The organism is Microcoleus sp. F4-D5, assembly GCF_036704885.1.
GTDB lineage: Bacteria > Cyanobacteriota > Cyanobacteriia > Cyanobacteriales > Microcoleaceae > Microcoleus.
Genome location: NZ_JAUBSX010000102.1, coordinates 1 through 23069, shown reverse-complemented (window position 1 = coordinate 23069; position 23069 = coordinate 1). Strand labels below are relative to the sequence as shown.

Annotated in this window: 19 protein-coding genes; 13 read left to right on the top strand and 6 right to left on the bottom strand. The window is 46.0% G+C overall.

Annotated elements, in window-relative coordinates; translation table 11 throughout:
- Positions 1-163 precede the first annotated feature (163 nt).
- Positions 164-331 (bottom strand): hypothetical protein, encoded by a 168-nt coding sequence (locus QUA80_RS29770; RefSeq protein ID WP_333428564.1) that lies wholly within the window; start codon positions 329-331, stop codon positions 164-166.
- A gap of 44 nt (positions 332-375) precedes the next feature.
- Here QUA80_RS29770 and QUA80_RS29765 point away from each other — a divergent pair, with 44 nt between their 5' ends.
- From QUA80_RS29765 to QUA80_RS29730, 8 genes are all read left to right on the top strand, one after another.
- Positions 376-1701 (top strand): transposase, encoded by a 1326-nt coding sequence (locus tag QUA80_RS29765; protein WP_333428563.1) that lies wholly within the window; start codon positions 376-378, stop codon positions 1699-1701.
- A gap of 121 nt (positions 1702-1822) precedes the next feature.
- Positions 1823-2389, top strand: a complete 567-nt coding sequence (locus QUA80_RS29760; protein WP_333428562.1) for a photosystem I assembly protein Ycf4 — start codon at positions 1823-1825, stop codon at positions 2387-2389.
- 309 nt (positions 2390-2698) lie between these two features.
- Complete coding sequence (locus tag QUA80_RS29755) at positions 2699-3481, top strand: peptidylprolyl isomerase (RefSeq protein WP_445302303.1); 783 nt, start codon at positions 2699-2701, stop codon at positions 3479-3481.
- A gap of 322 nt (positions 3482-3803) precedes the next feature.
- The gene (locus QUA80_RS29750; protein WP_333428560.1) at positions 3804-5054 is read left to right on the top strand and encodes a beta-ketoacyl synthase N-terminal-like domain-containing protein; all 1251 of its coding nucleotides are present in this window, start codon (positions 3804-3806) and stop codon (positions 5052-5054) included.
- A 340-nt stretch (positions 5055-5394) separates the two neighbouring features.
- Positions 5395-6489 carry an ATP-binding protein gene (locus tag QUA80_RS29745; RefSeq protein WP_333428559.1) on the top strand — a complete coding sequence of 365 codons (1095 nt, stop codon included), beginning with the start codon at positions 5395-5397 and terminating at the stop codon, positions 6487-6489.
- Between the two features lie 412 nt (positions 6490-6901).
- Entirely contained in the window at positions 6902-8779 is a 1878-nt protein-coding gene (mutL, locus tag QUA80_RS29740; RefSeq protein ID WP_333428558.1) for a DNA mismatch repair endonuclease MutL, read from the top strand.
- Between the two features lie 404 nt (positions 8780-9183).
- Complete coding sequence (locus QUA80_RS29735; protein WP_333428557.1) at positions 9184-10008, top strand: transglutaminase-like domain-containing protein; 825 nt, start codon at positions 9184-9186, stop codon at positions 10006-10008.
- 289 nt (positions 10009-10297) lie between these two features.
- Positions 10298-10987, top strand: coding sequence for an alpha/beta hydrolase (locus QUA80_RS29730; protein ID WP_333428556.1), 690 nt, complete (start codon positions 10298-10300; stop codon positions 10985-10987).
- Between the two features lie 223 nt (positions 10988-11210).
- Here QUA80_RS29730 and QUA80_RS29725 read toward each other — a convergent pair whose 3' ends face one another.
- On the bottom strand, positions 11211-11675 hold the full coding sequence (locus QUA80_RS29725) for an SRPBCC family protein (protein WP_333428555.1): 465 nt from the start codon (positions 11673-11675) through the stop codon (positions 11211-11213).
- A gap of 147 nt (positions 11676-11822) precedes the next feature.
- Here QUA80_RS29725 and QUA80_RS29720 point away from each other — a divergent pair, with 147 nt between their 5' ends.
- The 4 genes from QUA80_RS29720 to QUA80_RS29705 all read left to right on the top strand — a co-directional run bounded on the left by QUA80_RS29720 (position 11823) and on the right by QUA80_RS29705 (position 15628).
- Positions 11823-13040: a transposase gene (locus tag QUA80_RS29720; protein ID WP_333428554.1), complete on the top strand. Its 1218-nt coding sequence runs from the start codon at positions 11823-11825 to the stop codon at positions 13038-13040.
- Between the two features lie 84 nt (positions 13041-13124).
- Positions 13125-14801 carry a mechanosensitive ion channel gene (locus QUA80_RS29715; RefSeq protein WP_333428553.1) on the top strand — a complete coding sequence of 559 codons (1677 nt, stop codon included), beginning with the start codon at positions 13125-13127 and terminating at the stop codon, positions 14799-14801.
- Positions 14802-14906: 105 nt separating this feature from the next.
- Positions 14907-15347 carry a Uma2 family endonuclease gene (locus tag QUA80_RS29710; RefSeq protein ID WP_333428552.1) on the top strand — a complete coding sequence of 147 codons (441 nt, stop codon included), beginning with the start codon at positions 14907-14909 and terminating at the stop codon, positions 15345-15347.
- Between the two features lie 113 nt (positions 15348-15460).
- Positions 15461-15628 carry a hypothetical protein gene (locus QUA80_RS29705; RefSeq protein ID WP_333428551.1) on the top strand — a complete coding sequence of 56 codons (168 nt, stop codon included), beginning with the start codon at positions 15461-15463 and terminating at the stop codon, positions 15626-15628.
- A 170-nt stretch (positions 15629-15798) separates the two neighbouring features.
- Here the strand turns inward: QUA80_RS29705 and QUA80_RS29700 are convergent, their stop codons facing one another.
- The 4 genes from QUA80_RS29700 to QUA80_RS29685 all read right to left on the bottom strand — a co-directional run bounded on the left by QUA80_RS29700 (position 15799) and on the right by QUA80_RS29685 (position 21762).
- Positions 15799-18441, bottom strand: coding sequence for a polynucleotide kinase-phosphatase (locus QUA80_RS29700; protein WP_333428550.1), 2643 nt, complete (start codon positions 18439-18441; stop codon positions 15799-15801).
- 70 nt (positions 18442-18511) lie between these two features.
- The gene (locus QUA80_RS29695; protein ID WP_333428549.1) at positions 18512-18769 is read right to left on the bottom strand and encodes an AbrB/MazE/SpoVT family DNA-binding domain-containing protein; all 258 of its coding nucleotides are present in this window, start codon (positions 18767-18769) and stop codon (positions 18512-18514) included.
- A gap of 60 nt (positions 18770-18829) precedes the next feature.
- On the bottom strand, positions 18830-20230 hold the full coding sequence (locus QUA80_RS29690; RefSeq protein ID WP_333428548.1) for a 3' terminal RNA ribose 2'-O-methyltransferase Hen1: 1401 nt from the start codon (positions 20228-20230) through the stop codon (positions 18830-18832).
- Positions 20231-20310: 80 nt separating this feature from the next.
- Entirely contained in the window at positions 20311-21762 is a 1452-nt protein-coding gene (locus tag QUA80_RS29685) for a GTP-binding protein (protein WP_333428547.1), read from the bottom strand.
- 353 nt (positions 21763-22115) lie between these two features.
- On the opposite strand from QUA80_RS29685, the gene QUA80_RS29680 reads away from it, so the two are divergent.
- The gene (locus QUA80_RS29680; protein ID WP_333428546.1) at positions 22116-22946 is read left to right on the top strand and encodes a CPBP family intramembrane glutamic endopeptidase; all 831 of its coding nucleotides are present in this window, start codon (positions 22116-22118) and stop codon (positions 22944-22946) included.
- Positions 22947-23069 lie beyond the last annotated feature (123 nt).

The following is a 23069-nucleotide window of genomic DNA, read 5'->3' as shown; positions in this document are numbered from 1 at the left end:
GATCGCGTTTGAGCCAGTCGTCGAGTACATCAAAGATGCCTCTTTCGTTCTGGGCGCGTCCGACTGCGATTGTCATTGGGGTAAAATCCTTTTGCTTGTTAAAAGACCAAGGTTTCTAATTAAAGTTAACATAACTATATATTAGAAGTTCATAATTTTTCAACTAGAACAGCATAGTTCCCCCACTAGAGGTGTACTCGATGAAAGCGTGGTTGAGAGGAATGCCATCTTGGTTGACGATGCTCAGCAACAATCCAACTGACCCTTCGTCGCCAAGCGGCGAGGTGGCGGTGGTTGAGGAGACGAACAAACACTCTGCGCTTGCACTCAAATCCTTCACAGGGTAAGATTATCCTCTTATCTGTTGAAGAAGTTGTGAGCCAAGTAATTACCGCCAAACTCAAATTAAACCTGACTGCCGAGCAAAAAATCTCGGTAGCTCAGGTTTCTTTGGCCTATCGGGATGCGCTGAACTACGCATCCCAAGTGGCATTTGATAACGGTAAATCTGGCAACGGAGCTAAACTACAAAAGTTGGTCTACTCGGAGCTACGGGCATTATTTGGGCTTGGTTCCCAGATGGCGTGTAACGTGCCAAGACAAGTTGCTGCGACTTTTAAGACGCTGTGGACTAAAGCCAAGCAGAATAGCGAGGCGATTAAAGCTGGGTATACCAAGCGGCGGTACAAGGGACTCGATCGAGCTCCCAAATACACCTCGCGGACTTGTACGCTTAATTACCAGCGCGACTACTCCTTTAAAAAGGATCGACGGGTTAGTATTAACACCCTGGATGGTCGAATTGTTGTTCCGTTTGATGGCTACAACAAGCACATCGATCTGATGCGAGTGTCCAAGAAGATCGGTGCTGCTAAAATTGTCTACCAGAAATCCTCGAAGACTTACTATCTAATGGTGAGCTTGGAGGTGGAAACGCCTACTCTCGACCCACTGAACATCACTAGAATTTCTGGTATAGATGTGGGAATGAGATACCTCGCAGTCGAAACAGACTTAGCTAATAAGTCGAGTTTCTATTCGGGCAAGGCGGCTAGACATCGAGCCAACCGTTATCAAAAAGCCAGACAATCTCTACAGCGAAAAGACACCCGTTCCGCGAAGCGAAGATTAATCGCTTTGTCGGGACGGGAGAGACGGTTTATCGCTGATGTGAACCACCAGATTGCGAGTAAAATCGCCAAGCCTAACAGCCTGATTGGACTAGAATATCTGACCGGAATACGCGATCGAACTACATCTAAATCGGGCAAACGGGCAAGCAAGAAACAACGGAAAGCTAACAGGAACGTGGCTCAATGGTCGTTTGCCGAATTGCATGGCTATATCGATTACAAGGCTGTGCTGGTTGGCTCGTTAGCTACTAAAGTTCCGGCACATTACACCTCGCAAAGTTGCCCTAAATGTGGGCATACCTCAAAGGCTAATCGACCGAACAAGGGGCTGATTTTCCGCTGTGAATGCTGTGGGCATCAACTTCATGCAGATCTGGTTGGGGCGCGAAATATCGCACTTAGAACGTTGCTCGTCCGGCAAACCTGGATGAGTACCGGGGTCTTGTCAGCACTCCCTCATGTATCGAGCCGTGAAGCCAAAGCTGAAATCCTTTCGAGGTTTTCGGAATTGAGGTGGAGTTCAGATACAAGCCCCCATCATAGCGGTACTCCGCTTGATGGCGGGTAGTTGACCATAATTAGCAGGAGTTGATACACAATCCCCACCCACTCGTTGCGATTGCGTCAGCGAAGCCTCACGCTCGGTGGACTAATTGAATTAAGATTTGGCTTTAAGGCTGTTTAATTTTATGACTGCAAAAACAATGACCTCGATCGATCCTGTCCTGCGCTACCCGGTTTTGGGCTCCCGCCGCTTCAGCAATTACTGGTGGGCGACGGTGGTCAGCATTGGAGGGACTGGTTTCCTGCTGTCGGGCATTTCCAGCTACTTGCACGTTAACCTGCTGCCTTTTTCTGACCCGACTCAGCTCGTTTTCATCCCCCAAGGCATTGCGATGAGTTTCTACGGTGTCTGCGGCGTGCTGTTGGCGCTTTACCTGTGGCTGACTATTCTCTGGGATGTCGGTGGCGGTTACAACGAGTTCGATCGGCAAACTGGTAACATTCGGATCTTTCGCTGGGGTTTTCCCGGCAAAAACCGCAAAGTTGATTTTAATTGCAAGACATCGGACGTGCAATCTGTGAGGGTGGACATTAAAGAAGGTCTCAATCCCCGCCGCAGTATTTATCTTAAGCTCAAAGACCGCCGTCAGTTTCCCTTGACTAGAGTCGGACAGCCGATTGCTTTGTCGGAAGTGGAAAATCAAGCGGCCGAATTGGCTCGATTTTTGCAAGTTCCCCTAGAAGGACTGTAGGGATTTTCGATTTTCGATTTTCGATTGGTAATCTCTAGTAGGGTGCGCCCGACCGCGCACCTTACCCACCTGGTAAGTGAAAAAGATCGATCTGCAAGTAAACCCGTTACCAATTTTTGAATCTATCAATTAACAATACTTCAGACAGTTTTTGATAGCCAACCGTAGAATAAGGCTTTCAAGGCGATTCGGTAAATTGGCTACCAAAGGAAAATCGCGGGTTTCAGACTGCGAACTCAAAACCCTCCGGACTATTGAATTAAAATCTTTAGTTGCAAAGTCCGTAATTGACTCAAAGTGAAAATACAAATGCAAATGCAAATCAAAATTCAGCGGTGGTTGTTCTCACTTTTAATAATTGGCGCGTTGTTTGTTGGGGGATGCGGTAGTTCCCCGGCTACGAACTCGACTCCGACACCGAATCCGGCGTCGGGTGAAAATATTTCTTTGTCTCCGTCTCCTTCTCCTGCTGTCGCGGCGAGTTCGCAATTTAGCAACTTGCCGCGATTGGCAGGAAAAGCAACGGTGGTGATGACGGTTAAAGGTGCTCCAATTACGATCGAACTCGACGGCACAAATGCGCCAATTACTGCGGGAAATTTTGTCGATTTGGTTCAGAAAGGTGTGTACGACGGATTGGTTTTTCACCGAGTCGTCCGGGAACCTCAGCCTTTTGTAGTTCAGGGCGGCGACCCCCAGGGCAAAGACCCTAAATTTCCTACAGCGCGACTGGGAACTGGGGGTTTTGTTGACCCAAAAACTTCTCAGGAACGCAGGATTCCTCTGGAAATTAAAGCTAAAGGTGCTGCAAACCCTACTTACAGCCAAACGTTAGAACAAGCTGGAGTTAAGGAGAAACCCGTGTTGATGCACAGTCGCGGGGCGGTGGCTATGGCTCGATCGCAGAGTCCTGATTCGGCTTCTTCTCAGTTTTACTTTACTTTGACCGATGTACCGTTTTTGGACGGCAGCTATGCGGTTTTTGGGTACGTCAAGCAAGGGATGGATGTGATTGATAAGATTGAAGCGGGCGATCGAATTGATAAAGCTACCGTTACTCAGGGTTTGGAAAATTTTAAGGCTGCTAGCTAAAGGTAGTAAAGCAATTTTGGATTTGAGATTTGGGATTTTGGATTTGAGATTTGGGATTTTTCCCACGGTCGCTATCTGATGCTTGTGAAGTTAGATTTGAGAGAATGGAATTGGATTTGAGACTATTTCTTTTTAATCCAAAATCTCAAATATTTGGCTCTGATGCTTATTTTAATCCGTCCTGGACGCAAAAACCCGGTCTCGACAAGTAATTTGGTCGTATACGCTCGATCTTTGTCACGTTCGAGCGGGTTTTTTTTTGTTAGCGTGCGTCCAGGAATGTTAATCCAAAATCTCAAATCTCAAATCTCAAATCGGCTTTATGGATGTTGTTGTTACTGGAATTGGTCTTGTTTCGGCTTTAGGCACTCTGAAAACAAGCTGGAAAAGACTGCTTTCTGGAGAGTCGGGAATCGATCGGCATCAACCTTTTTTAGCACTTGAAGCGCGACATTTGGCTTTAATTGGTAAAAAACCTGCGGGCTTAATAACTTTAACTCGGCAGGTTTTGGCAGATGCTTTAAAAGATGCTAATTTGACTTTGCCTTTGCCTGATTGCGGGATTGCGATCGGTTCTAGCCGAGGCTTCCAGGCAAATTTGGAACTGTTGGCAAGCGAAGGAAGTTCGGCAGCGGATTCTGTCACTGATGTAACGGATGGAAGAAAGACCGAAGTTGGAAGAAGTCGGAGGGAAGTCGGAAGATGGAAGTCGGAAGATGGAAGGGAATTCCCAATTACCGATTCCAAATTCTCAATTACCGATTCTCAATTTGTGAATTTTTTGCCTCACATGGGGGCGATCGCAGCGGCGAGGGCAATTGGTTCGACGGGGCCGGTACTGGCACCGATGGCTGCTTGTGCGACGGGCCTACAGTCGATCGCCCGCGCTGTTGATTTAATCCGCACCGGTGAGTGTCAGCGGGCGATCGCAGGTGCTGTGGAAGCGCCTATCACACCGCTGACTCTGGCTGGATTCAGCCGGATGGGTGCTTTGGCAAACACTGGGTGCTATCCGTTTGACGAAAATCGGGAAGGGTTTGTGCTCGGTGAAGGCGGGGCTTTATTTGTATTAGAATCCGCCGAGTTGGCAAGGCGTCGCGGCGCTAAAATCTACGGTCGAATTTCCGGTTTTGGCTTGACAAATGATGCTTGCCATGCTACTGCCCCGGCTCTGGGGGGGAAAAGTGCGATCGCGGCGGTAAATCAATGTTTGAAACGCAGTAATTTAGAGGCGATTGATATAGATTTTATTCACGCTCACGGTACTGCAACTGAGTTAAATGACCGACACGAAGCACTGTTAATTGAGAAGTTATTTCACCGAGGAGTTGCTGTTAGTTCTACTAAGGGAGCTACGGGTCATACTTTGGGAGCTTCGGGAGCTTTGGGCGCGGCTTTTTGTTTGATGAGTGTTAAATATCAGATGTTGCCGCCTTGCGTTGGAATGACAAAACCGGGGTTTGAATTAGATTTTGTTCGCTGTGCGCGATCGGCTATTGTCAGAAATGCGGTTTGTTTAAGTTTTGGCTTTGGCGGGCAGAATGCTGCGATCGTTTTATCGGGTGAGTGTTAATTTTTGCAAACTCGGTCGATCGGCATTTAAATTACACGATCTCTCTACAGTTAAAATCTTCTGAGGCTGCCCGGGGAACCCGCCCGCACATCCAATATAAATCTAAAAAATAGTACAATATTTATGTATTTTAGTCAATTAACTGAGAATTTTGGTGAGATTACTGCTGCTGCTATGCAAGGATCTGGCTCTGCATCCCGACCCAGATCCTTGCATCCAAGCCTGGGATGTCAGAAAATAGAGACAGATTCAAGCAGCATTGTATTTTATTAACGCACCGATCCCGGTCGGCGAAAATAGAAGAAAGAAACTGTTTAAATTAAGTCTCAGGTATTTTAACATGGATCTGGCATTTCATCGATTTATGTCTTATTTTGAACCAGAGCAAGCTGCTCACCTTTGCCAAATAGCTGTTTTGGAGAGCTTTACTGAGGAAACGCTGGTTTTTGAAGAAGGAGAAACAGCAGATTTTTTATATCTAGTTTTAGAAGGTAAAGTCGAGTTTAGCAAGCGCATTGAAAACAATAAATATCAAACTGTTGCTGTCGCTAAGCCAGACGATTATTTTGGCGAACTCGGAGTTTTAGACGGAGAACCTCGCAGTGCTAGAGCTGTGGCAGTTGCAGGCTCGACTTTGGCCAAAATAGGCCGTGAAGAACTAATAACAACTCTCCAGTTTGCTAAAGGCAGTTCGGTACTGCAAATGTTTAGTTTCATTACTAAAAATTTACGTGATACCACGGATCAATATGTTAGCCAGTTGGTACACAAACAAAAAATGGTACTGGTAGGAGAAATGGTGAGTACAATTATTCACGATTTCAAAAGTCCTTTTACCGGAATTAAACTCTCCACAGAAATGCTCAAAGAAATGCACGAAGATGAGGAAACTCAGGAGTGGTGCGAACTTATTCAATTGCAGGTTCAGCGAATGTTGGGGATGGCTGAAGAAGTATTAGAATTTTCGCGCGGTAATTCTGTATTACATAAAAAGCCAGTTAATCTAATTCAGACGTTGCAGCAGTTTGAAAAGTTGAACAGAGTTTATTGCGAAGCAGCAAAAGTAGATTTGGTAGTACGGGTGACAGAAGTCATAGTGGAAGCAGACGAAAATAAGATTTTGCGCGTTTTACAAAATTTAGTTGGGAATGCGGTTGAGGCTTTTGGCGGAAGAGGGGGTCGGGTGGAGATTGCGGTGACACAAAGTCAGGAGTGGGCAGAAATTAGCATTTACGATAACGGCCCGGGCATTCCGCCGACAATTAAAGAAAAGTTATTTGAACCGTTTGTGACTTATGGCAAGCGGACTGGTACCGGGTTGGGAACGGCGATTGTTAAGTCGATCGTTGAGGCTCACAAAGGGAAAATAACTTATGAGTCGGAGGACGAAAAAGGAACAACTTTTTACATCCACTTGCCGAAAATCAAAGCTTGAGCAGATCCGCTGTAAGTAGGTAAGGAGATATATACTGAGGACTTTCTCACTAAGCCTCAGAGATTTGGTTGATGAGTAGATATCTTGCGATCGAACAATATTTTCAGTCCTGGATGCACTCGACAAAAAAACCGCTTTATCGTTGTCACGTTCGATCTAAGATGACCAAAATATGTGAAGAAACCGGGTTTTGCCGTCAGGGATGATTTTTATCATAGTCCAGGACGCATACATACCAAAGAAACTGGGGTTTTACCAGTTTCTTTGGTCGGGATGAATTACTTTTGCAGCTTCCTGACCGCCCGTGCGTCGAAGACTATCTAAGAAACCAGCTTTTAGAAGGTAATTCCTAATACTGTCTAGCGATTGGTAGAATCAAGTAGAATTGAATTAATGAACTGCTAAAAATCTGATGCCAGTTACTATTCAAACCTTACCCACAGAAGTTATCAATTTAATTGCTGCAGGCGAAGTGATTGACTCGATCGCCGCTGCGGTACGAGAATTAGTTGAAAATTCTCTGGATGCTGGCGCAACTCGCATCGTTGTTTCTGTCTGGCCGGAACAGTGGCGGGTGCAAGTTGCAGATAATGGTACGGGAATGGATCTGGAAAATTTGCAGCAGGCGGCTTCCCCTCACAGTACGAGCAAAATTACCACTGAAGCTGACCTTTACAAAATTGATACTTTGGGATTTCGCGGGGAAGCTTTGCACAGTTTAGCTCAGTTGGGCTGTTTGGAGGTTTTGAGCCGATCGAATGATTTGGGATTGGGGGATTTTTCGGAAAATCGAGAGTCGGCACAAACCCCCGCCAAATCATCGTTTAACAAGGGGGGAATTGAAAATGCTCGATCGGGCTGGCGGGTGGTTTACAACAACGCCGGCGTTGCTGTGCAGGTGGAAACAGCGGCGATCGCTCCTGGTACGGTGGTGACTGTTGATAATTTGTTTGGCAATTGGCCTGTGCGCCGCAGTTTTTTGTCGCCCGCACAGCAAATGCGATCGATCCAATCAATCATTCAGCAAATTGCTATTTGTCACCCGCACGTTAATTGGCAGTTGCGTCAAGGAAACACGCCTTGTTTGCACGTAACTCCTGGTAGCACAGCGGAACAACTTTTACCTCAATTTGTGCGCGGCGTGCGAGCGAGCGATTTGCAGTATTTAAAGTTAGATTTGCCTGCCAGTCCTGCAAATAATAAACCAGCAAATTTAGTCAAAGAAACTCAACTTGTTGGAGTGGCAGTTAAGCCTAATTACCAATTACCAGTTGCCAGTTCTCAATTCCAAATGCCCAATTCCCAGCGTTTGGAGTTAGTAATTGGTTTGCCCGATCGCTGTCACCGCAGGCGGCCGGATTGGGTGAAAGTTGGGGTGAACCGGCGAGTTGTGCGATCGCCCGAATTAGAGCAAACTATTCTCAGCGCCTTTGCCCGCACTTGTCCGCGCGATCGCTATCCAGTGTGTTTTGTCCACCTGCAAATCTCCCCCTCAGAAATTGATTGGAACCGCCACCCGGCTAAGGTGGAAATTTATCTGCACGATCCGAGTTTTTGGCAAGAACAAATTAGCGAGGCAATTGCTCGCGCTTTGCACCTGAATGATGAAGTTTTGCCTGCTGCCCCAATTCCCGATCGAGTGGGACAATTGCTGAAGGCATCCGAACAAAAAAGTGCTTACAGTGTCGGGAGTTCGGCCAGGCAGAATGATGGCGGCGGTGAAGAGGAAAATGCTAATCAAATAGGATTGATGGAATTGAGGGCGATCGCTCAAGTTCACAATACTTACATTGTTGCGGAACATTCCAGCGGAATGTGGTTGATAGAACAGCACATCGCTCACGAGCGCGTTTTGTACGAGCAATTGTGTGCGGCTTGGCAGCTAAAATGTCTAGAAAAACCCGTGATTCTCAGTCAGTTATCGGCGCTGCAAATTGAGAATTTATCCCGCTTGGGTTTGGAAGTAGAAACTTTTGGCGAACAGCTATGGGCTGCCCGCGAAGTTCCTGAATTGTTAGCCGATCGAGATGACTGTGCCGATGCGCTTTTTGAACTCAGTAAAGTCGCAGATTTGCAAGCGGCTCAAGTTGCGACTGCTTGCCGCAGTGCTATGAAAAACGGTACTCCTTTAAATCTTTTGCAAATGCAAAATTTGTTGGATGAATGGCAGCAAACTCGCAATCCGCGCACTTGTCCTCACGGCCGCCCTATCTATTTTGCTTTGGAAGAATCGACTTTGGCTCGGATTTTTCGCCGCAATTGGGTGATTGGCAAAAGTCACGGGATTTGAAAGCTAATTTGATATCGGATGACGTTCACGTCAAGCTGGCTCGATGCCAAAAAAATCGTGAAGCTTTATTAAAAATAATGGCTGATTTATATGAAAAAATTTATAATGTATTAAAATTTCAATAATGCACTGTTTTTAATATCTTTTGGGCAACAGGCTTTCCGGCCTGTTGCACAAGAAAAAATGCCTGTTTTACCATAAAAAAATTAACTATACTACAAAAAGCTGCAACAGGTTTTCCGGCCTGTTGCACAAAAAAAAATGCCTGTGTTACGATAAAAAAAAGTTAATTATACTGCAAAAAATGCCTGTTTTAACCGAATAATATTTGTTGTGGGACAGGCCGGAAAGCCTGTTCATAATATTGGTACAAAATGTAAATTAAAAATAAATCAATAATAAATATGGATTTTCCGATCGCCAGACAACTATTTTATCGAGAAATAAATCAGCCGGATGGCTCGATCGACCTGGCGAAAGCTGCTCTTTACATGGCTTTGGAAGAATACCCAAATTTAGAACCCGAGGAGTATCTCAACGCTCTCGACACGATCGCAGATGAAGTGCGCGATCGCCTGCCGGCACAGAATTATCCGCTGCGGATCATTCAAACTATTAACGCCTATTTATACGGGGAATTGAAGTTTGCGGGCAACGATGCTGATTATTATGACCCCCGCAATAGCTTTTTGAATGAAGTGATCGATCGGCGTACTGGCATTCCGATCTCTTTATCTTTGGTTTATTTGGAAGTTGCTAAGCGCATTGATTTTCCAATGGTGGGAATAGGGATGCCGGGACATTTTTTAATTAGACCGGATTTTGAAGAAGCTGGTATTTTTGTTGATGCGTTTAACGGCGGCGAGATATTATTTCCAGAAGATTGTCAAGCCAGACTTTCTCAAATTTACAGTCAACCGATGGAGTTGCAGCCAACTTTTCTAGCCCCGGTAAGTCGCCGGCATTTTTTGGGGCGAATGCTGGGAAATCTGAAGGCGATTTACTTGCAGCAGCGAGATGCTGTGAGGGTACTCTTGGCACTCGAACGGATTTTGCTGCTGTTTCCCGATGCGGTGGGGGAACGGCGCGATCGCGGAATTCTCTACTATCAAGTCGGCCGCTTGACCGAGGCGCGCCACGATTTGGAACTATACCTGAGAAATGCTCCGAATGCTGCTGATGCTGCTACAATTCGCCAATTGCTCGATTGGCTCGATCGGGATCTTTGAACTTAAATTCGCTATATGTCGCACACTATAATACGTGAAAGCGACACTCAATCAACTGCTGTCCGACGACCAAATCTCGCTTTTATAAGTTTTGCAAAGCTCTATCAAATTATCGCCCCTGTGCCATTAACATATAAGCGATCGATTGACACCTATCTTTTGATAGGTTAAATTTGCTTGACATGACTGTAAAATCATAGGTCATTTATGGAACTCCCGAGTCCACTTTCCCGACTGATACCCGCACAGACGATCGAAAAAGTATTTTGACCTAAAGAGGCACAAACTCATGAACTTTCAGTTTCAACAAGGTTATCTCAACGGAATGCAACCGCTGTCAGCCCATTTAGCTAAAAGAATGTCAAAGTCTTTATCATTAGGTTTGGCGCTTTTGCTGGGAACAAGTGCAGTATTCCTCAGCAGCGGCAAAGCCTTTGCATTAGACAATGTTACCGTAAAATACGGTGCTGTTGACGTAACACTACCGATGAGCGACTTGCAAAGCTTTGCACAAACTGGCAAAGCTTCCTCTCAACTGCAAAGCGTTCTGAGTCTTGCGAAACAAACTCCCGATTCAGTCCGCGAAATATTAACGCGAGAAGTGCCTTTAGATTCCCAATTAGTAGCGCGGCTGGCAAGCACTTATTTTGGGGAAATTGTTTTCAAACAATTGGGAGAGGTTGCTTATACGCCGGCAACTCGGCTTCAAAGCGCGCCGGCACTGCGCGATGCTTTAGTCGCAGCTTCTAAAGATGGCAAAATATCACTGATAGAAGTGATGCAAAATTACACCCCTCCGGCTTTAGAAGTTGACGGGAATCAAGCTATGGCTATCTACGATCGAGTGATTAAAGACGTGCAAGATTTGCAAGCTTTGTATCAGAATTCCCCGGCTTTGCAAAATACAGCCAACCAAGCCGTGAATTCGGCGAGAGAAATGATTTGTCAGCCCACTCCATCGGGAATGCAAAGTAAATAACTGAAGTTGCAGGGAATTATTGGGAATTCGGAATTGGGAATCGGTGATTTTTTTCTTATTAGCTCTAGGACTTGTGCGCGATTGTTTAGAAACCGGGTTTTTTTCCGAAAAGTGCAAACAGTAGATTGGGTAAAAAACCCGGTTTTTGGGCCGCGATGCGTAAGTCCTGAGCTCTTAGTTTTTAGATATTACTCATTACCAATTACCAATTATCCACGATCGATTATCCATTACCCATTTTTTGAGATAATTGCTCGGCTACCCGTTTGAGTCTGCGGAGTTGGTCTTTCATATCTTTCTGCGTCCAGGGGGCTGCAAAGCGATTGAAACCAAATCTAATTAAAGGATTGGGAATTTGAAATTCAAAGCGGTTAATTAAGAGAGTTCCTTGGACTTGAGGCTGGCATTCCCAACGATCGCATCCTTTGAAAAATCCGTCAAACCCCCAAACAATTAAACCGGGTTGTCGCTCCAACACAACACTCTCTAAAGTGGGTTGCAAAACCGGAATTTTTATGATAAATAAGCTGCGACTTCCTACAGCAGTATCCCATTCGCCCTGGGGATCGCAGCGCAGCAGCGGATTGAGCCACTTGTGCATTAAAGTGCGATCGACGATACACTGCTCCACCAGAGTAGCAGCAGCGCGAATTTCAATGGATTGCTCGAAAACTTGACGAATTGACATGATTGCCTGCAACAAGGAGGGTATTACAAAACTTTGCTTACTTTATAGTCATTTATTTACTTGTACAGTCAATTTTTCCAGAAATTAAAAGATTGACACACTCATAAATACAGTGTATCATCTTGAATTAAAGTATATATACCAATTATGCAGCTAGTCGAAAGGCACGTCATTAAACCAAATCATAGGTTTTATCGAGCAGCCGATCGACTGTCTTGGCTGTACAAAAACCTTTACAACAGCGCTAACTACATCTACCGTCAAAACTTTTTCGCCAGCCAACAAACAAACGCTCTGGCTGTCGAGTTCGCACTCAAAACAAGTCCTGATTACAAAGCACTTCCCGCAAAAGTACCGCAAAGTACGATCGGCTTAGTCCTCAAAGCATCGACTAGCTATTATCTAGCGGTGCGAAACTATCAGGAAAACCCAACTAAATTTAAAGCAGCACCGCAAATCTTTCATTATAAAGGTTCAAGAGAGCGAAAAAGAGAGGACGGGCGCTTTGTAGTTGTCTTTAATTGTCAAGCTGTCAGGAAAAGAGCCTTAAAAAAAAGATATGCTCGCCCCTCTGGGACTAATATTTGGTTGCCCTCAAAAGTCACCTCGATTCTGGAAATCCGGATTGTTCCAAAAGTAGGTTGTTGTGTTGTCGAGGTGCTCTATGAAAAGTTAGAACAGCCTTTACAAGTAAATCAGAGAGTAGCTACCAGAGATTTAGAATTAAACAATCTGGCAACATTAACCTACAATGTTCCTTGGTTAGTACCGACAATCTACGACGGACGGGCTGTTAAGTTAACCAATCAATACTGCAATCAAGTTTCATCGGCACTTAAATCATTGCTGCCTGCAGCGCAAAAAAACGGTGAAAAACTCCCCAGATTGTGGCACAAGCGTAACTGTAAAGTGGATTGCTACCTCCACACGACGAGTTCCGCAATTATCAAAGAACTCGTCAATCATCAAATGGGCTTGGTGGTTATAGGCTGGAACCAGGATTTTAAAGATGGGATTAATACTGGTAAGATTAGAAATCAAAATTTTGCCTGTATTACCCATCGCCGGTTGCTGCAAATGTTGCAGTACAAGGGACAAGTTGCGGTAATTCAAGTTGTGTTAGTTGAGGAGAGTTACACATCCAAATGTTCAGATTTGGATTTGGAACCAATTCAACAACATTCCGACTACATTGGCAGTAGGGTAAAAAGAGGATTGTTCAGAACCAAAACTGGACAACTAAAAAATGCCGATGTGAACGGTTCTTTGAATATTAGCCCAAAAGCAGTCGGAGATGGGTTTACCCCAAATTCGATAGAGGGTTTTGTAGTTAACCCAGTACGATTAAAAGTGTACAAACATTAAGTTTAGGCGATGTCTAGATTTTTTGGAACTATTATTAAAGTTTCGTCTTCTCCTTGTCAAATCTGAGGTTAACCTGAGAAAAAAATGAATGAAACTTGGCAAGAAATAACTCAACCGATATCGGGCCCCATAGCGGCTTTGTCCGATCGCATTTTGGCCCAGGCCCAGCCCGGGAATGCGCTGACAGATGCCGAACGCGGAATTAACAATTTCCTTCAGGGATCAAACATTGAAAATCTCATCTGGGCCGTCGGTATCCTGCTAGTTGGCTTGATAGTATCAGCCCTCGTCTCATCTGTAGTGGGGGGATTGCTCAAGAAGACTACGATCGACAACCGACTGGCTGCTTGGATTACCGGCCGCCCGGACGGATCGGGAGTCCCGCAAGTGGAAAAATGGATTTCCGCCGCGGTGTTCTGGATCATTTTTGTCTTTTTCCTAATTGCCTTTTTCAACCGGCTGAATCTAACGGCTGTCTCGCAACCCCTCAATACTTTTCTGAATCAAATTACCGGTTTCTTGCCGAAGTTAGCAGGCGCGCTAATTTGGTTGGGGATTGCTTGGGTGTTGGCAACTGTAGCCAAAATGGCCGTATCGCGGGCGATGCGGACTTTTAACGTGGACGAGCGCTTGAATCAGGAGGTGGGCGCAGCGCCCGCTGAACGCCCTTTGCTGCTGAGCGATACTGTGGCGAATGCGCTGTACTGGTTCATTTTTCTGCTGTTTTTGCCGCTGATTCTCGACTCGCTGGAAATGCAGCAGGCTCTGCTGCCAGTGAATAATTTGCTCAACCAAATCCTGGCGGCAATTCCGAAAATTCTGGAAGCTGTGCTGATTGGGTTTGTCGGCTGGCTGCTGGCTGTGGTGGTGCGGCGGATTGTCACAAATCTGTTGGCTGCTGCTGGGGCAGACAGTTTGGGCGCTCGGTTTGGAATTTCGCGGACTTCGGGCGGACAATCGCTGTCGTGGATTGTCGGGACGATCGTCTATGTTTTAATTTTGATTCCAACGGCGATCGCAGCTCTCAACGCTTTGGACATTCAGGCGATTTCCCAGCCGGCAGTCGCGATGCTCAACGACATTTTGGGCGCGGTTCCCAAAATCTTTACGGCAGCCGTGATTCTGTCGGTTGCTTACATTTTGGGGCGCTGGGTAGGCGATTTGGTTACTAATATCCTGACGGGAATTGGCTTTAACAATGTCTTTTCTTGGTTGGGAGTGCAGCCGCCGAAACAGCCGCTGAGGCTACCGGGGAGTTCGATCGATCCGGAGGCAACAATACTTCAGGAACCCGAACTTCCGGCCCGCACGCCTTCTGAGTTTGTCGGCATTGTGGTGCAGGTGACGATCGTTCTGTTTGCTGTGGTGGCTGCTACCGACGTGCTGCAGATTCCAGCGCTGACGGCGATTGTTAGCGGTATTGTGCTGGTTGCAGGCCGGGTGCTAGCCGGTTTGGTGGTATTTGCGATCGGCTTGTATTTGGCAAATCTGGCGTTTAGTTTGATTGCCAGTTCTGGAACTCGCCAAGCGCGGCTTTTGGGCCAAACGGCTCGGATCGCGATTATTGCTTTTGTTGGGGCCTTGGCGCTGCAACAAATGGGCATTGGCAGCGATATTGTGAATTTGGCTTTCGGGCTGCTGCTTGGGGCGATCGCAGTTGGCATTGCTCTAGCTTTTGGTTTGGGCGGGCGCGAGATTGCGGCCGACCAAATTCGCGAATGGTTAGCGTCGTTTAAACAAGATAAGACGCCGCGTTTGTAACTCTATAAAAAGGCGTTTGTACTTGACAAACGCCTTTTTTTTATAAAAAAAATTAATTTCTCGTCGCCTAAAATAAAAATAACCAGCATTGAGGAGACTTAAACCATGAATGTTTTAACTTCTCTCGAACAATCAGAAATAGAATATCCCAGCAGCGACGGAGAACCGATGGCGGAAAGCGACATCACGCGCGATTACATGACTTACAGCGTGGAAGCTCTGAAGCTGTACTTTCAAGGTCGATCGGATGTATACGTGTCAGCAAATTCTTTCGTCTATTACGAAGAAGGCAACAAAGCAGCAGTAGTTGCTCCCGATGTCTATGCAGTATTCGGAGTTAGTAAACGCAAAAGAGATAACTACAAAGTTTGGCAAGAAGGCGGAATAACTCCCCAGTTTGTCCTAGAAATAACATCGGCAACAACTCAAGATGTAGACCAAGAAACAAAACCAGAAACTTATCGAAGTTTGGGAGTCAGGGAATACTTTCAGTACGATCCATCTGGGGATTATAGCCTTTTTCAGATAGATGAGGTACAAGTTTAGATTTTAGATTTTAGATTTTAGATTTTAGATTGGGGGATTGAGGAATTGTTAATTAATTAGTAAATACCTCATCTTTATGAGAAGCGCTATATCTCAATCCGATATTGCAAGGAGTGCGTTTAGTCAACAACCAGTACGAGCCGATTCCCGTCAATAATATCGCCTTCGATACGCTGTGGCTGTACAGCGAAGTATTGGGACTGGAATTGCACATAGTCTCTGGAGAATTGAGGTTTAGAAATCCTCAAACAGGAGAGTTTCTGAAGACTCATGAGGAATAGCAACAAGCACGGCTGGCGGCGGAATCAGCCTTGCGCGAGCTCGTTTCTCAACTGTTAAATTCGGGCATGAAGTTAGAACAAGTCGCACAAATGATGAATTTATCGGCATTGGAAGTACAGCGATTAGTAGGAGGAAATGAATGAGCGATCGCCTCCTTTCTACCTTCAGATTACAGCCTCGGATCGACAGGTTCGCTCTCCATCGCTAAAACTCCGAAAACGCACTCGTGAACTTGTCTCAATGGAGCACCCGCAACAAATCTCTCCAATGCTTCTACACCGAGAGCAAACTCTCGCAACGCCAAAGAACGCTTGCCGGAAAGTCCGCGCGATCGCAGTTTTTCTAAATATTCCGGCAAAGAATATTCCAGACCGTAAATAATTCGCAAATACTCTTTACCGCGACATTTTACCGCAGGCTGTACGAGTCCTTTGCTATTTTTAACAATAAAATCCATTGGCTTAACAACCATTCCTTCACCTCCCGCAGCCGTCAGTTTTTCCCACCATTGAATCCCTGCGAATCTGCTGTCAAAATCGGCAATTTCAACTATTTTGTATTCAGTAGCTAACAGCAATTCCGGGTCAGCTTTACAAATTTGTGAAATCTGTTCCATGTGCCAACAGTGATTTTTGTCAGTGTGAACAGTTCCCTCGGTTGCCAAGATGTGGAAAGGCGCTAATTTGAGATCCAAGAGGGATTTCACTGGCCAGCAGTAGCGCTGGTAGGCATGAACATAGCGCTCGGCTAGTTCGGCTCGCTCTTGGTAGCTAGTCAGCAAATAATTAATTTCAACTCCCCGCTGTTTTGCCTGTTCTAAATTCTTAATCGCCTCCGCAAACCCGTGACGAGATGCTGTTCCCACGGCGGCATATTGCTCTTTCAATAAACCTTGAGCTTTGGCTGACCAAGGCATTAATTCGCAGTCCAAACACACCCAATCGGTTTGAAAATTATCCCAAAAATTGCTCGCAGTGAGAGCGACATTTACCCGCGCTAAAAATTCTCTTTCTAAGGTAGAATTATCGAAAAAATGCCGTCCCGTGCGGGTGTAGCAAATGCCCATACTTTCGCTGAGAATGCCAAAGCGCCGTAAAGCTGCCGGTGCGTCGCGGCAAACAATGACAACTGCACGGGAACCCATGTGCTTTTCTTCGCACACAACTGTCGATATGCCCTGCTGTTGGTAGTAGCTAAATGCTTCGGCTGGATGTTCTAAAAGTCCTGGTTCGTTGGAGGTAGCAGCGGGAGACATTGTGGGCGGCAAATAAATCAGCCATTTGGGATTGGCGGCAAACCGACTCATTACTTCTAGGGCTGCGATCGCATTTTCTTCTTTAATCGTAATGTTCCTTTGCAGGCGAGTTGAAATGATGCGTTTTCCGAGTACGTCGGCAATGTCTAATACGTCATCAAACTGCTGTTGGGCGGTGAGATTTACTTCCGCCAAACCGCTATCGATCGCGGGTGAATTAATGTCTCTATTGTTAAGTGGAGTTGGGCTGTCTTGAAAGGCGATCGGTTTGGCAGGTTCGCAGTAAATTCTAGCAGCAGGAACGCTGACAAATTCTCTTTCTGGATACCGCAAAGCTGTTAGTTTGCCTCCGAAAACGCAGCCCGTGTCAATATCAACAGTATTGTTAAACCATTCTGTTTCTGGAACGGGGGTGTGTCCGTAAACAACCGCTGCCTGACCTCGATATTCGGCGGCCCAATTGTAGCGGACGGGCAAGCCGAATTCATCGATTTCGCCAGTTGTTTCTCCGTACAAGGCGAAATCTCGAATGCGGCGCGATGCGCGTCCCTGAAATTCAGCTTTCATCCCGGCGTGGGCGACGACTAATTTTCCGCCATCGAGGACGTAATGCCCGATCGAACTATCTAAAAATTGGCGAATTTCTCGTACTGCTGATTCGCGCAATTCATCCGGTAAAGCGGCAATTTCTGCTAAGGTTTGTTCGAGTCCGTGGTTGATTTTGACATTTTTGCCGTTGAGTTTTCGCAGCAGTTTGATGTCGTGATTTCCAGGTACGCACAAAGCTGTTTCTGCGAGTACCATGTTTCGCACGAGTTTGAGGGTGTCGAGAATGCGCGGGCCCCGATCGACCAAATCGCCCAAAAACACGGCTTTACGACCCTCCGGGTGCGCGTAGGTAGCAAAATTCCCCAAATCGGATTGGCTGGATTTTTCGATAATTTGATAGCCCAACTGTTGCAGCAATTGTTCCAATTCGTCGCAGCAGCCGTGAACGTCGCCGATAATGTCAAAAGGGCCGCGATCGTGTTTGCGGTTGTTCCACAGCGGTTGTCTCTCGACTTCCACCGCCTCGATTTCCTCTGGGGAACGGAGGACGTAAACGTACCGAAATCCTTCCCTATCTAGAGATTTGAGCGATCGCTTTAAATTCTGAACGTGGCGGCGAATTACATGATTTCCAAAATTGCGGTTTGCACGTTGTTGATTGCGATCGCCACACAATTTTTCTGGTAAATCTAGCACAATAGCAACCAAAAAGCAATGGTATTTGCGAGCTAATTCCACCAAAGGTTTGCGGCTTTCCGGCTGAACGTTTGTGGCATCAATCACAGTTAGCTTACCCGCAGCCAGACGTTTAGCAGCGATTAAATGCAATACTTCAAAAGCATCAGCGGTGGCCGCTTGATTGTTTTCGTCGTCGGAAACCAGACTGCGGCAGTAATCCGATGAAATGATTTCTGTAGGTAGGAAGTGCTGCCGCGCAAAGGTAGATTTGCCGGAACCAGATGCACCGATGAGAACGACTAAAGATAGTTCTGGAATCGTGATTTTCATTTAATATTATTATTCAGCCAACATCTGTACCAAACTATCTAAAACTGCTTTTTGTTCGTCAGCGCTGATTTTATTGCCACTCAAGATCCTCCCACTCCGTAGTGGTGACATCATCAAGCAGGACATCATCATGTTGCTCTGCCATTTTTGCGAACGCTTCCTCCCAGCCGGCACGCGGTTTTAGGGCTGCACGAATCACGATCCGATCGCCCTGAACTTCGATTTCTACTGCTTCGCTAATACCAATTTGCTCTAACAAAGATTTGGGAATGCGAATTCCCTGAGAATTGTCAATTTTAACGATCGGGGTTTGAATAGATTTACTCATAGCTGAAGCCTGCATTTTTCCAAGTATAACTAGATTGTAAGCACAAACAGACTGTCAATATTATTTGCACAGGGCGAAAATTGCCATTTGCGTAGGCGAACCTACTTCTAAATCTTCAGTTCCCACACAACGAAACTCTACTCCACAGCCAAACCGTTCGGCAACCCCATTCGCCCAAGTTTGAAACTCTGCCCTCGTCCACTCAAAGCGGTGATCCCGGTGGCGAAATTTGCCCGCAGGCAAGTTTTCAAACCGAACATTATATTCAATATTTGGAGTTGTGACGATCGCACTTTTGGGTCGGATAAATTCAAACAAAACGCGCTCAAAAGCAGCTAACCGTTCTAAATCGAGATGTTCGATTACTTCAATCACCGCCGCCGCATCAAAACCAGCCAAACGGCTGTCCCGATAAATCAGCGAACTTTGAATTAGTTGAATGCGAGATTGTTTTGCAGGAGACAATCGATCGATCTGCAAACGTTCCCTGGCAATTTCCAAGGCCCGAAAGGACACATCGACGCCTGTAATTTGTTCGATCGAGCTTTCTTTCAAAAGCAGTTTCAGCAGTTTTCCCTCACCGCAGCCCAAATCTACAACTCGCTTAGCACCTCTTGCTTTTAAAACCTCCGTCACAGCATCTAAACGCTGTTGATTCAGACTAATTCGCTGTTCTAAAACTTCCTCTTCTTGCTGGTGAGAAACTTCGAGATCCTCCGGGTCAATATTATCTTCTTCTGCTAACTGCGCTACAGCAATTCGCGTCAGACGGCGCTGGCGTTTCAGATAGCGGTTGGCAATTTGTTCGCGGGCGGGATGCGCGTTCAGCCAACCTTCGCCGTGATGCAATAACTTCTCGATTTCATCATCGCCCACCCAATAATGTTTGTCGTCATCCAACACTGGAATTAGCACGTAAAGATGGCTTAACAAATCCGCCAAACGAACTGTATTTTGCAGTTCCACAGAAAAGTAAGGACTCGCGCCCCACTCGGGAAATTGCTCGTCAAGAATCAGGGGTTTTGCTGCGACTTGATAGCCAAGCGGCTCAAACATTTGCCGCAGGAACTTCTCGCCACCGCGACAGGGCAAAACCGACAGATTAACTGTTAGAGGAATAGCTGTTTCTGCGAGTTCCGGGCGGTCTTTGCAGCGACCGGATAGAGCTGTACTAAAGACCTTGGCGAGGGCGACAGACAGAAACGAAGAGGCAACGTAGGGGCGATCGTTCACGTATTGGTCGAGAGGGCGATCGCCCGATTTCGACTTGCCCCGCACCAAAGCAACCGGATCGACATCTAAGAGTAAAGCCGCCGTGCACCTTTCTGCATTTGCCTCTGGATAAAACACGCTGGCTTGCCCGAAAGTCATCGGAAAGGATTGATGGCGATCGGGATGTTTGTGCAGCAAATAACCCAAATCCGTAGCAGGTACGCGAGTTGTGGAGATGGTTAATAACATAAGCTATTAATTTTTGAAATTATCTGCGTTAATCTGTGTTTATCTGCTTTATATCTGCGGTTGAATAATTCCCAAAACAATCACTGAAATTTCTGTTTATCCACACTTCCCAAATCCAACTTAGCCCGCAACTCTTCCTTAATCCGATTTAAAATAGAATCCTCATCCAAAGAAGACAAAATCTTGCTCACCACAGCCTTAGGCCCGTCATCTCCCCAAGAAGCACCATTAGCTAAATAAGCCTTAGTAACTTGACCGATTCCATAGGAAGAAACCCCCGCGATCGCAGCTTGCGTCACCGCCACAGACAAATAAGGCCCTAAAGCCAAACCCCCCGTCGCCGGCGTTGCCAAACCCAACAATCCTTTCAAAGAACTCAAACCAAAATTAGCCAACAATTCACCGGCAGTAATTCCCCCCATACTAATCGCAATCTTTTGCAGCAATTCCACCGCGCCCGCTTCCGTCATCGCAATGCCGTAAACTTTAGATAAAGTTAAGATCATCACCACATCAATTACCGCACCGCTAACAAGATCGACTACAGTAATTGGATTAAGTGCGATCGCCACCGATTTCGTCATTACCCCGTTCCAGATAATTCGATTAGCCGCGTCATCTCGAATTTCCATTTTTCGCTGCACCAACTGCTCGTTAATATCACCCGCACACAGCATCGTATTCAGCGCTACCAAAGATTTGCCTTCCCGGTCTAAAATCTCCAAAATCTTTAATTTTAAATCTTGCACTTGTGGCAAACTGCGAGTCATTTGCACGCCCATACTTCCGTCGGGACGGCGCACCGCCCTCGCCGTCAAAGGTGAAGCCGCCGCCATCACAATTTCATCCGGAGACAACAATTCTCTGACGCGATCGTCTCGAATTTTATGATAAATTGCCAGCCTGTCTGCATCGGGATACTGGTCAATTTTATTAAACACTAATAACATCGGTTTTCCGGCTTCCCGCAACTGCGAAAGTGCTGCGTATTCCACCTTCGTAATGTCGCCAGCCACCACAAACAAAATCAAATCTGCTTGTTTAGCAACGCGGCGGGCTAAAAGTTCGCGAGTTTCGCCGTCAACTTCATCTATTCCCGGAGTATCGACTAATTCTACTTGGGACAAACGGTAAACAACTGGCGAAAATCTATCGGGCAAATTGTCATCAATTCCCTCTCCGACATCCCACTGCCCGATAGTCGTGGTGCGAGTCACCCCGTGAGTCGGGCCAGTTTCAAACACATTTTGACCTAGCAGCGCGTTCAAAACCGAAGATTTTCCCCTTCCCACCATCCCAAACACGGCTATTTGCACGCAAGCGCGCTCTAGCTTGTCGAGCATTTTCTCCAACCCGCCAATTTCCGGTTCCAGTCCAGTTCGCTCTTGAACTGTCAAGTCGAGATTTTCTACTATATCTCGCAGAGCATCTTTAGCGTGGCGCAGGTTGAGTTCTGCCTGAATGTCTGCGAAGCTTAAAATTGTGTCATCTAATTCGCGATCGACATTTGAAAAATCCGAGGCTTCAGTCATTGTTACCTGATGTTATAGTTTTGCTTCACTTAAAGTTTCAACCGATATGATGCCATTCTAGCTTTTTCCGTCTGCTTTGTACATTCTCTCGGATTTATCCAACTCTAACTCTCGGATTTACTCAAGCCTGACTCAGCCAAAATTTCTCGCATTCACCCGCAAGCCAGCCGGGGATTTAAATCCCCGTCTTATAGAAAAAGTCGGTTAAAACCGACTGCCAACCTAAATTAGATTGTGATAAATTTCAGTTTTCTTTGAGAGGACTTTCGCTATGAGACTGGGGTTTTTAACCCCTGTCGGACTCTCCGACAGACCAATAAGCCGATTTACCCAATTTCAACTCATTTACAACAATGATTAACCGCATCCAAATAATAGCCACTTATCCATTTCCTTTACGTGTAATAATTTTCCTAATAATCTTGCTAGCAATTTGGCTGCCGCTAGCAGCACCAATTTATCTCTTAGTTAAAGACAGTAACTTAGCAACTATTCTGACAATGGGATTGTTGTTTGCCGAGTTTCTGTTCCTAGTGCCGCGCTGGGGAAAACAGGTTTACGGACAAACCAAATTGCTCAAAAGTTACGGTTTAATCAATACGCGACAAAACGGTTTTGAGCTTTTAATCGGATTGGCGATCGGGCTTTTGCTCACTTTCAGCTTATTTGCGGTGCAAGGGTTGTTCGGCTTTGTCGCGTGGCAAAATTCTGATAATTTGCCGAGAATCATCGCAGAAGGGCTGTTAAGCGCCCTGGGAGTCGGTTTTGCCGAGGAGTTGGTATTCCGTGGTTGGTTGCTGGACGAGTTGCAGCGGGATTACAATTATAGAATATCTCTGTGGGCGAATAGCCTGGTGTTTGCCCTATCTCATTTTATCAAACCTGTCGCGGCAATGCTGGGGAGTTGGCCGCAGTTTCCGGGGTTGTTGTTGCTGGGTTTGATTCTGGTTTGGGGAAAAAGATCGCGCCACAATCGTCTCGGTTTGTCGATCGGGCTTCATGCAGGTTTAATCTGGGGATATTACATCATTAACATCGGGCAGTTAGTGCGATATTCGGGCTCTGTACCCGACTGGGTGACAGGAGTTAACGGCAATCCGCTAGCTGGTGCGGTGGGGCTGTTGTTTTTGAGCGTATTGGCTGTGGGAATGCGAAAAATGTCCGAACATTCCAAAGGTTTGTAGTAAGGACGAAGAGTCCTTATTTTCCACAATCTTGAGGAATAAAGTCCAATGGCACTGAAAAAGTGAGCAAAAAAAAATCTGTAAGGCAAGATATACATAGATAATTGCCTTACAAACCAAAAT

What these genes read in the sequence shown, in the direction of transcription:
- QUA80_RS29760 (WP_333428562.1), top strand. Translation starts at nt 1,823, where the DNA reads ATGACTGCAAAAACAATGACCTCGATCGATCCTGTCCTGCGCTACCCG.
- QUA80_RS29755 (WP_445302303.1), top strand. Translation starts at nt 2,699, where the DNA reads ATGCAAATGCAAATCAAAATTCAGCGGTGGTTGTTCTCACTTTTAATA.
- QUA80_RS29750 (WP_333428560.1), top strand. Translation starts at nt 3,804, where the DNA reads ATGGATGTTGTTGTTACTGGAATTGGTCTTGTTTCGGCTTTAGGCACT.
- QUA80_RS29720 (WP_333428554.1), top strand. Translation starts at nt 11,823, where the DNA reads ATGCAGCTAGTCGAAAGGCACGTCATTAAACCAAATCATAGGTTTTAT.
- QUA80_RS29730 (WP_333428556.1), top strand. Translation starts at nt 10,298, where the DNA reads ATGAACTTTCAGTTTCAACAAGGTTATCTCAACGGAATGCAACCGCTG.
- QUA80_RS29735 (WP_333428557.1), top strand. Translation starts at nt 9,184, where the DNA reads ATGGATTTTCCGATCGCCAGACAACTATTTTATCGAGAAATAAATCAG.
- mutL (WP_333428558.1), top strand. Translation starts at nt 6,902, where the DNA reads ATGCCAGTTACTATTCAAACCTTACCCACAGAAGTTATCAATTTAATT.
- QUA80_RS29725 (WP_333428555.1), bottom strand. Translation starts at nt 11,675, where the DNA reads ATGTCAATTCGTCAAGTTTTCGAGCAATCCATTGAAATTCGCGCTGCT.
- QUA80_RS29700 (WP_333428550.1), bottom strand. Translation starts at nt 18,441, where the DNA reads ATGAAAATCACGATTCCAGAACTATCTTTAGTCGTTCTCATCGGTGCA.
- QUA80_RS29745 (WP_333428559.1), top strand. Translation starts at nt 5,395, where the DNA reads ATGGATCTGGCATTTCATCGATTTATGTCTTATTTTGAACCAGAGCAA.
- QUA80_RS29690 (WP_333428548.1), bottom strand. Translation starts at nt 20,230, where the DNA reads ATGTTATTAACCATCTCCACAACTCGCGTACCTGCTACGGATTTGGGT.
- QUA80_RS29715 (WP_333428553.1), top strand. Translation starts at nt 13,125, where the DNA reads ATGAATGAAACTTGGCAAGAAATAACTCAACCGATATCGGGCCCCATA.
- QUA80_RS29680 (WP_333428546.1), top strand. Translation starts at nt 22,116, where the DNA reads ATGATTAACCGCATCCAAATAATAGCCACTTATCCATTTCCTTTACGT.
- QUA80_RS29710 (WP_333428552.1), top strand. Translation starts at nt 14,907, where the DNA reads ATGAATGTTTTAACTTCTCTCGAACAATCAGAAATAGAATATCCCAGC.
- QUA80_RS29695 (WP_333428549.1), bottom strand. Translation starts at nt 18,769, where the DNA reads ATGAGTAAATCTATTCAAACCCCGATCGTTAAAATTGACAATTCTCAG.
- QUA80_RS29685 (WP_333428547.1), bottom strand. Translation starts at nt 21,762, where the DNA reads ATGACTGAAGCCTCGGATTTTTCAAATGTCGATCGCGAATTAGATGAC.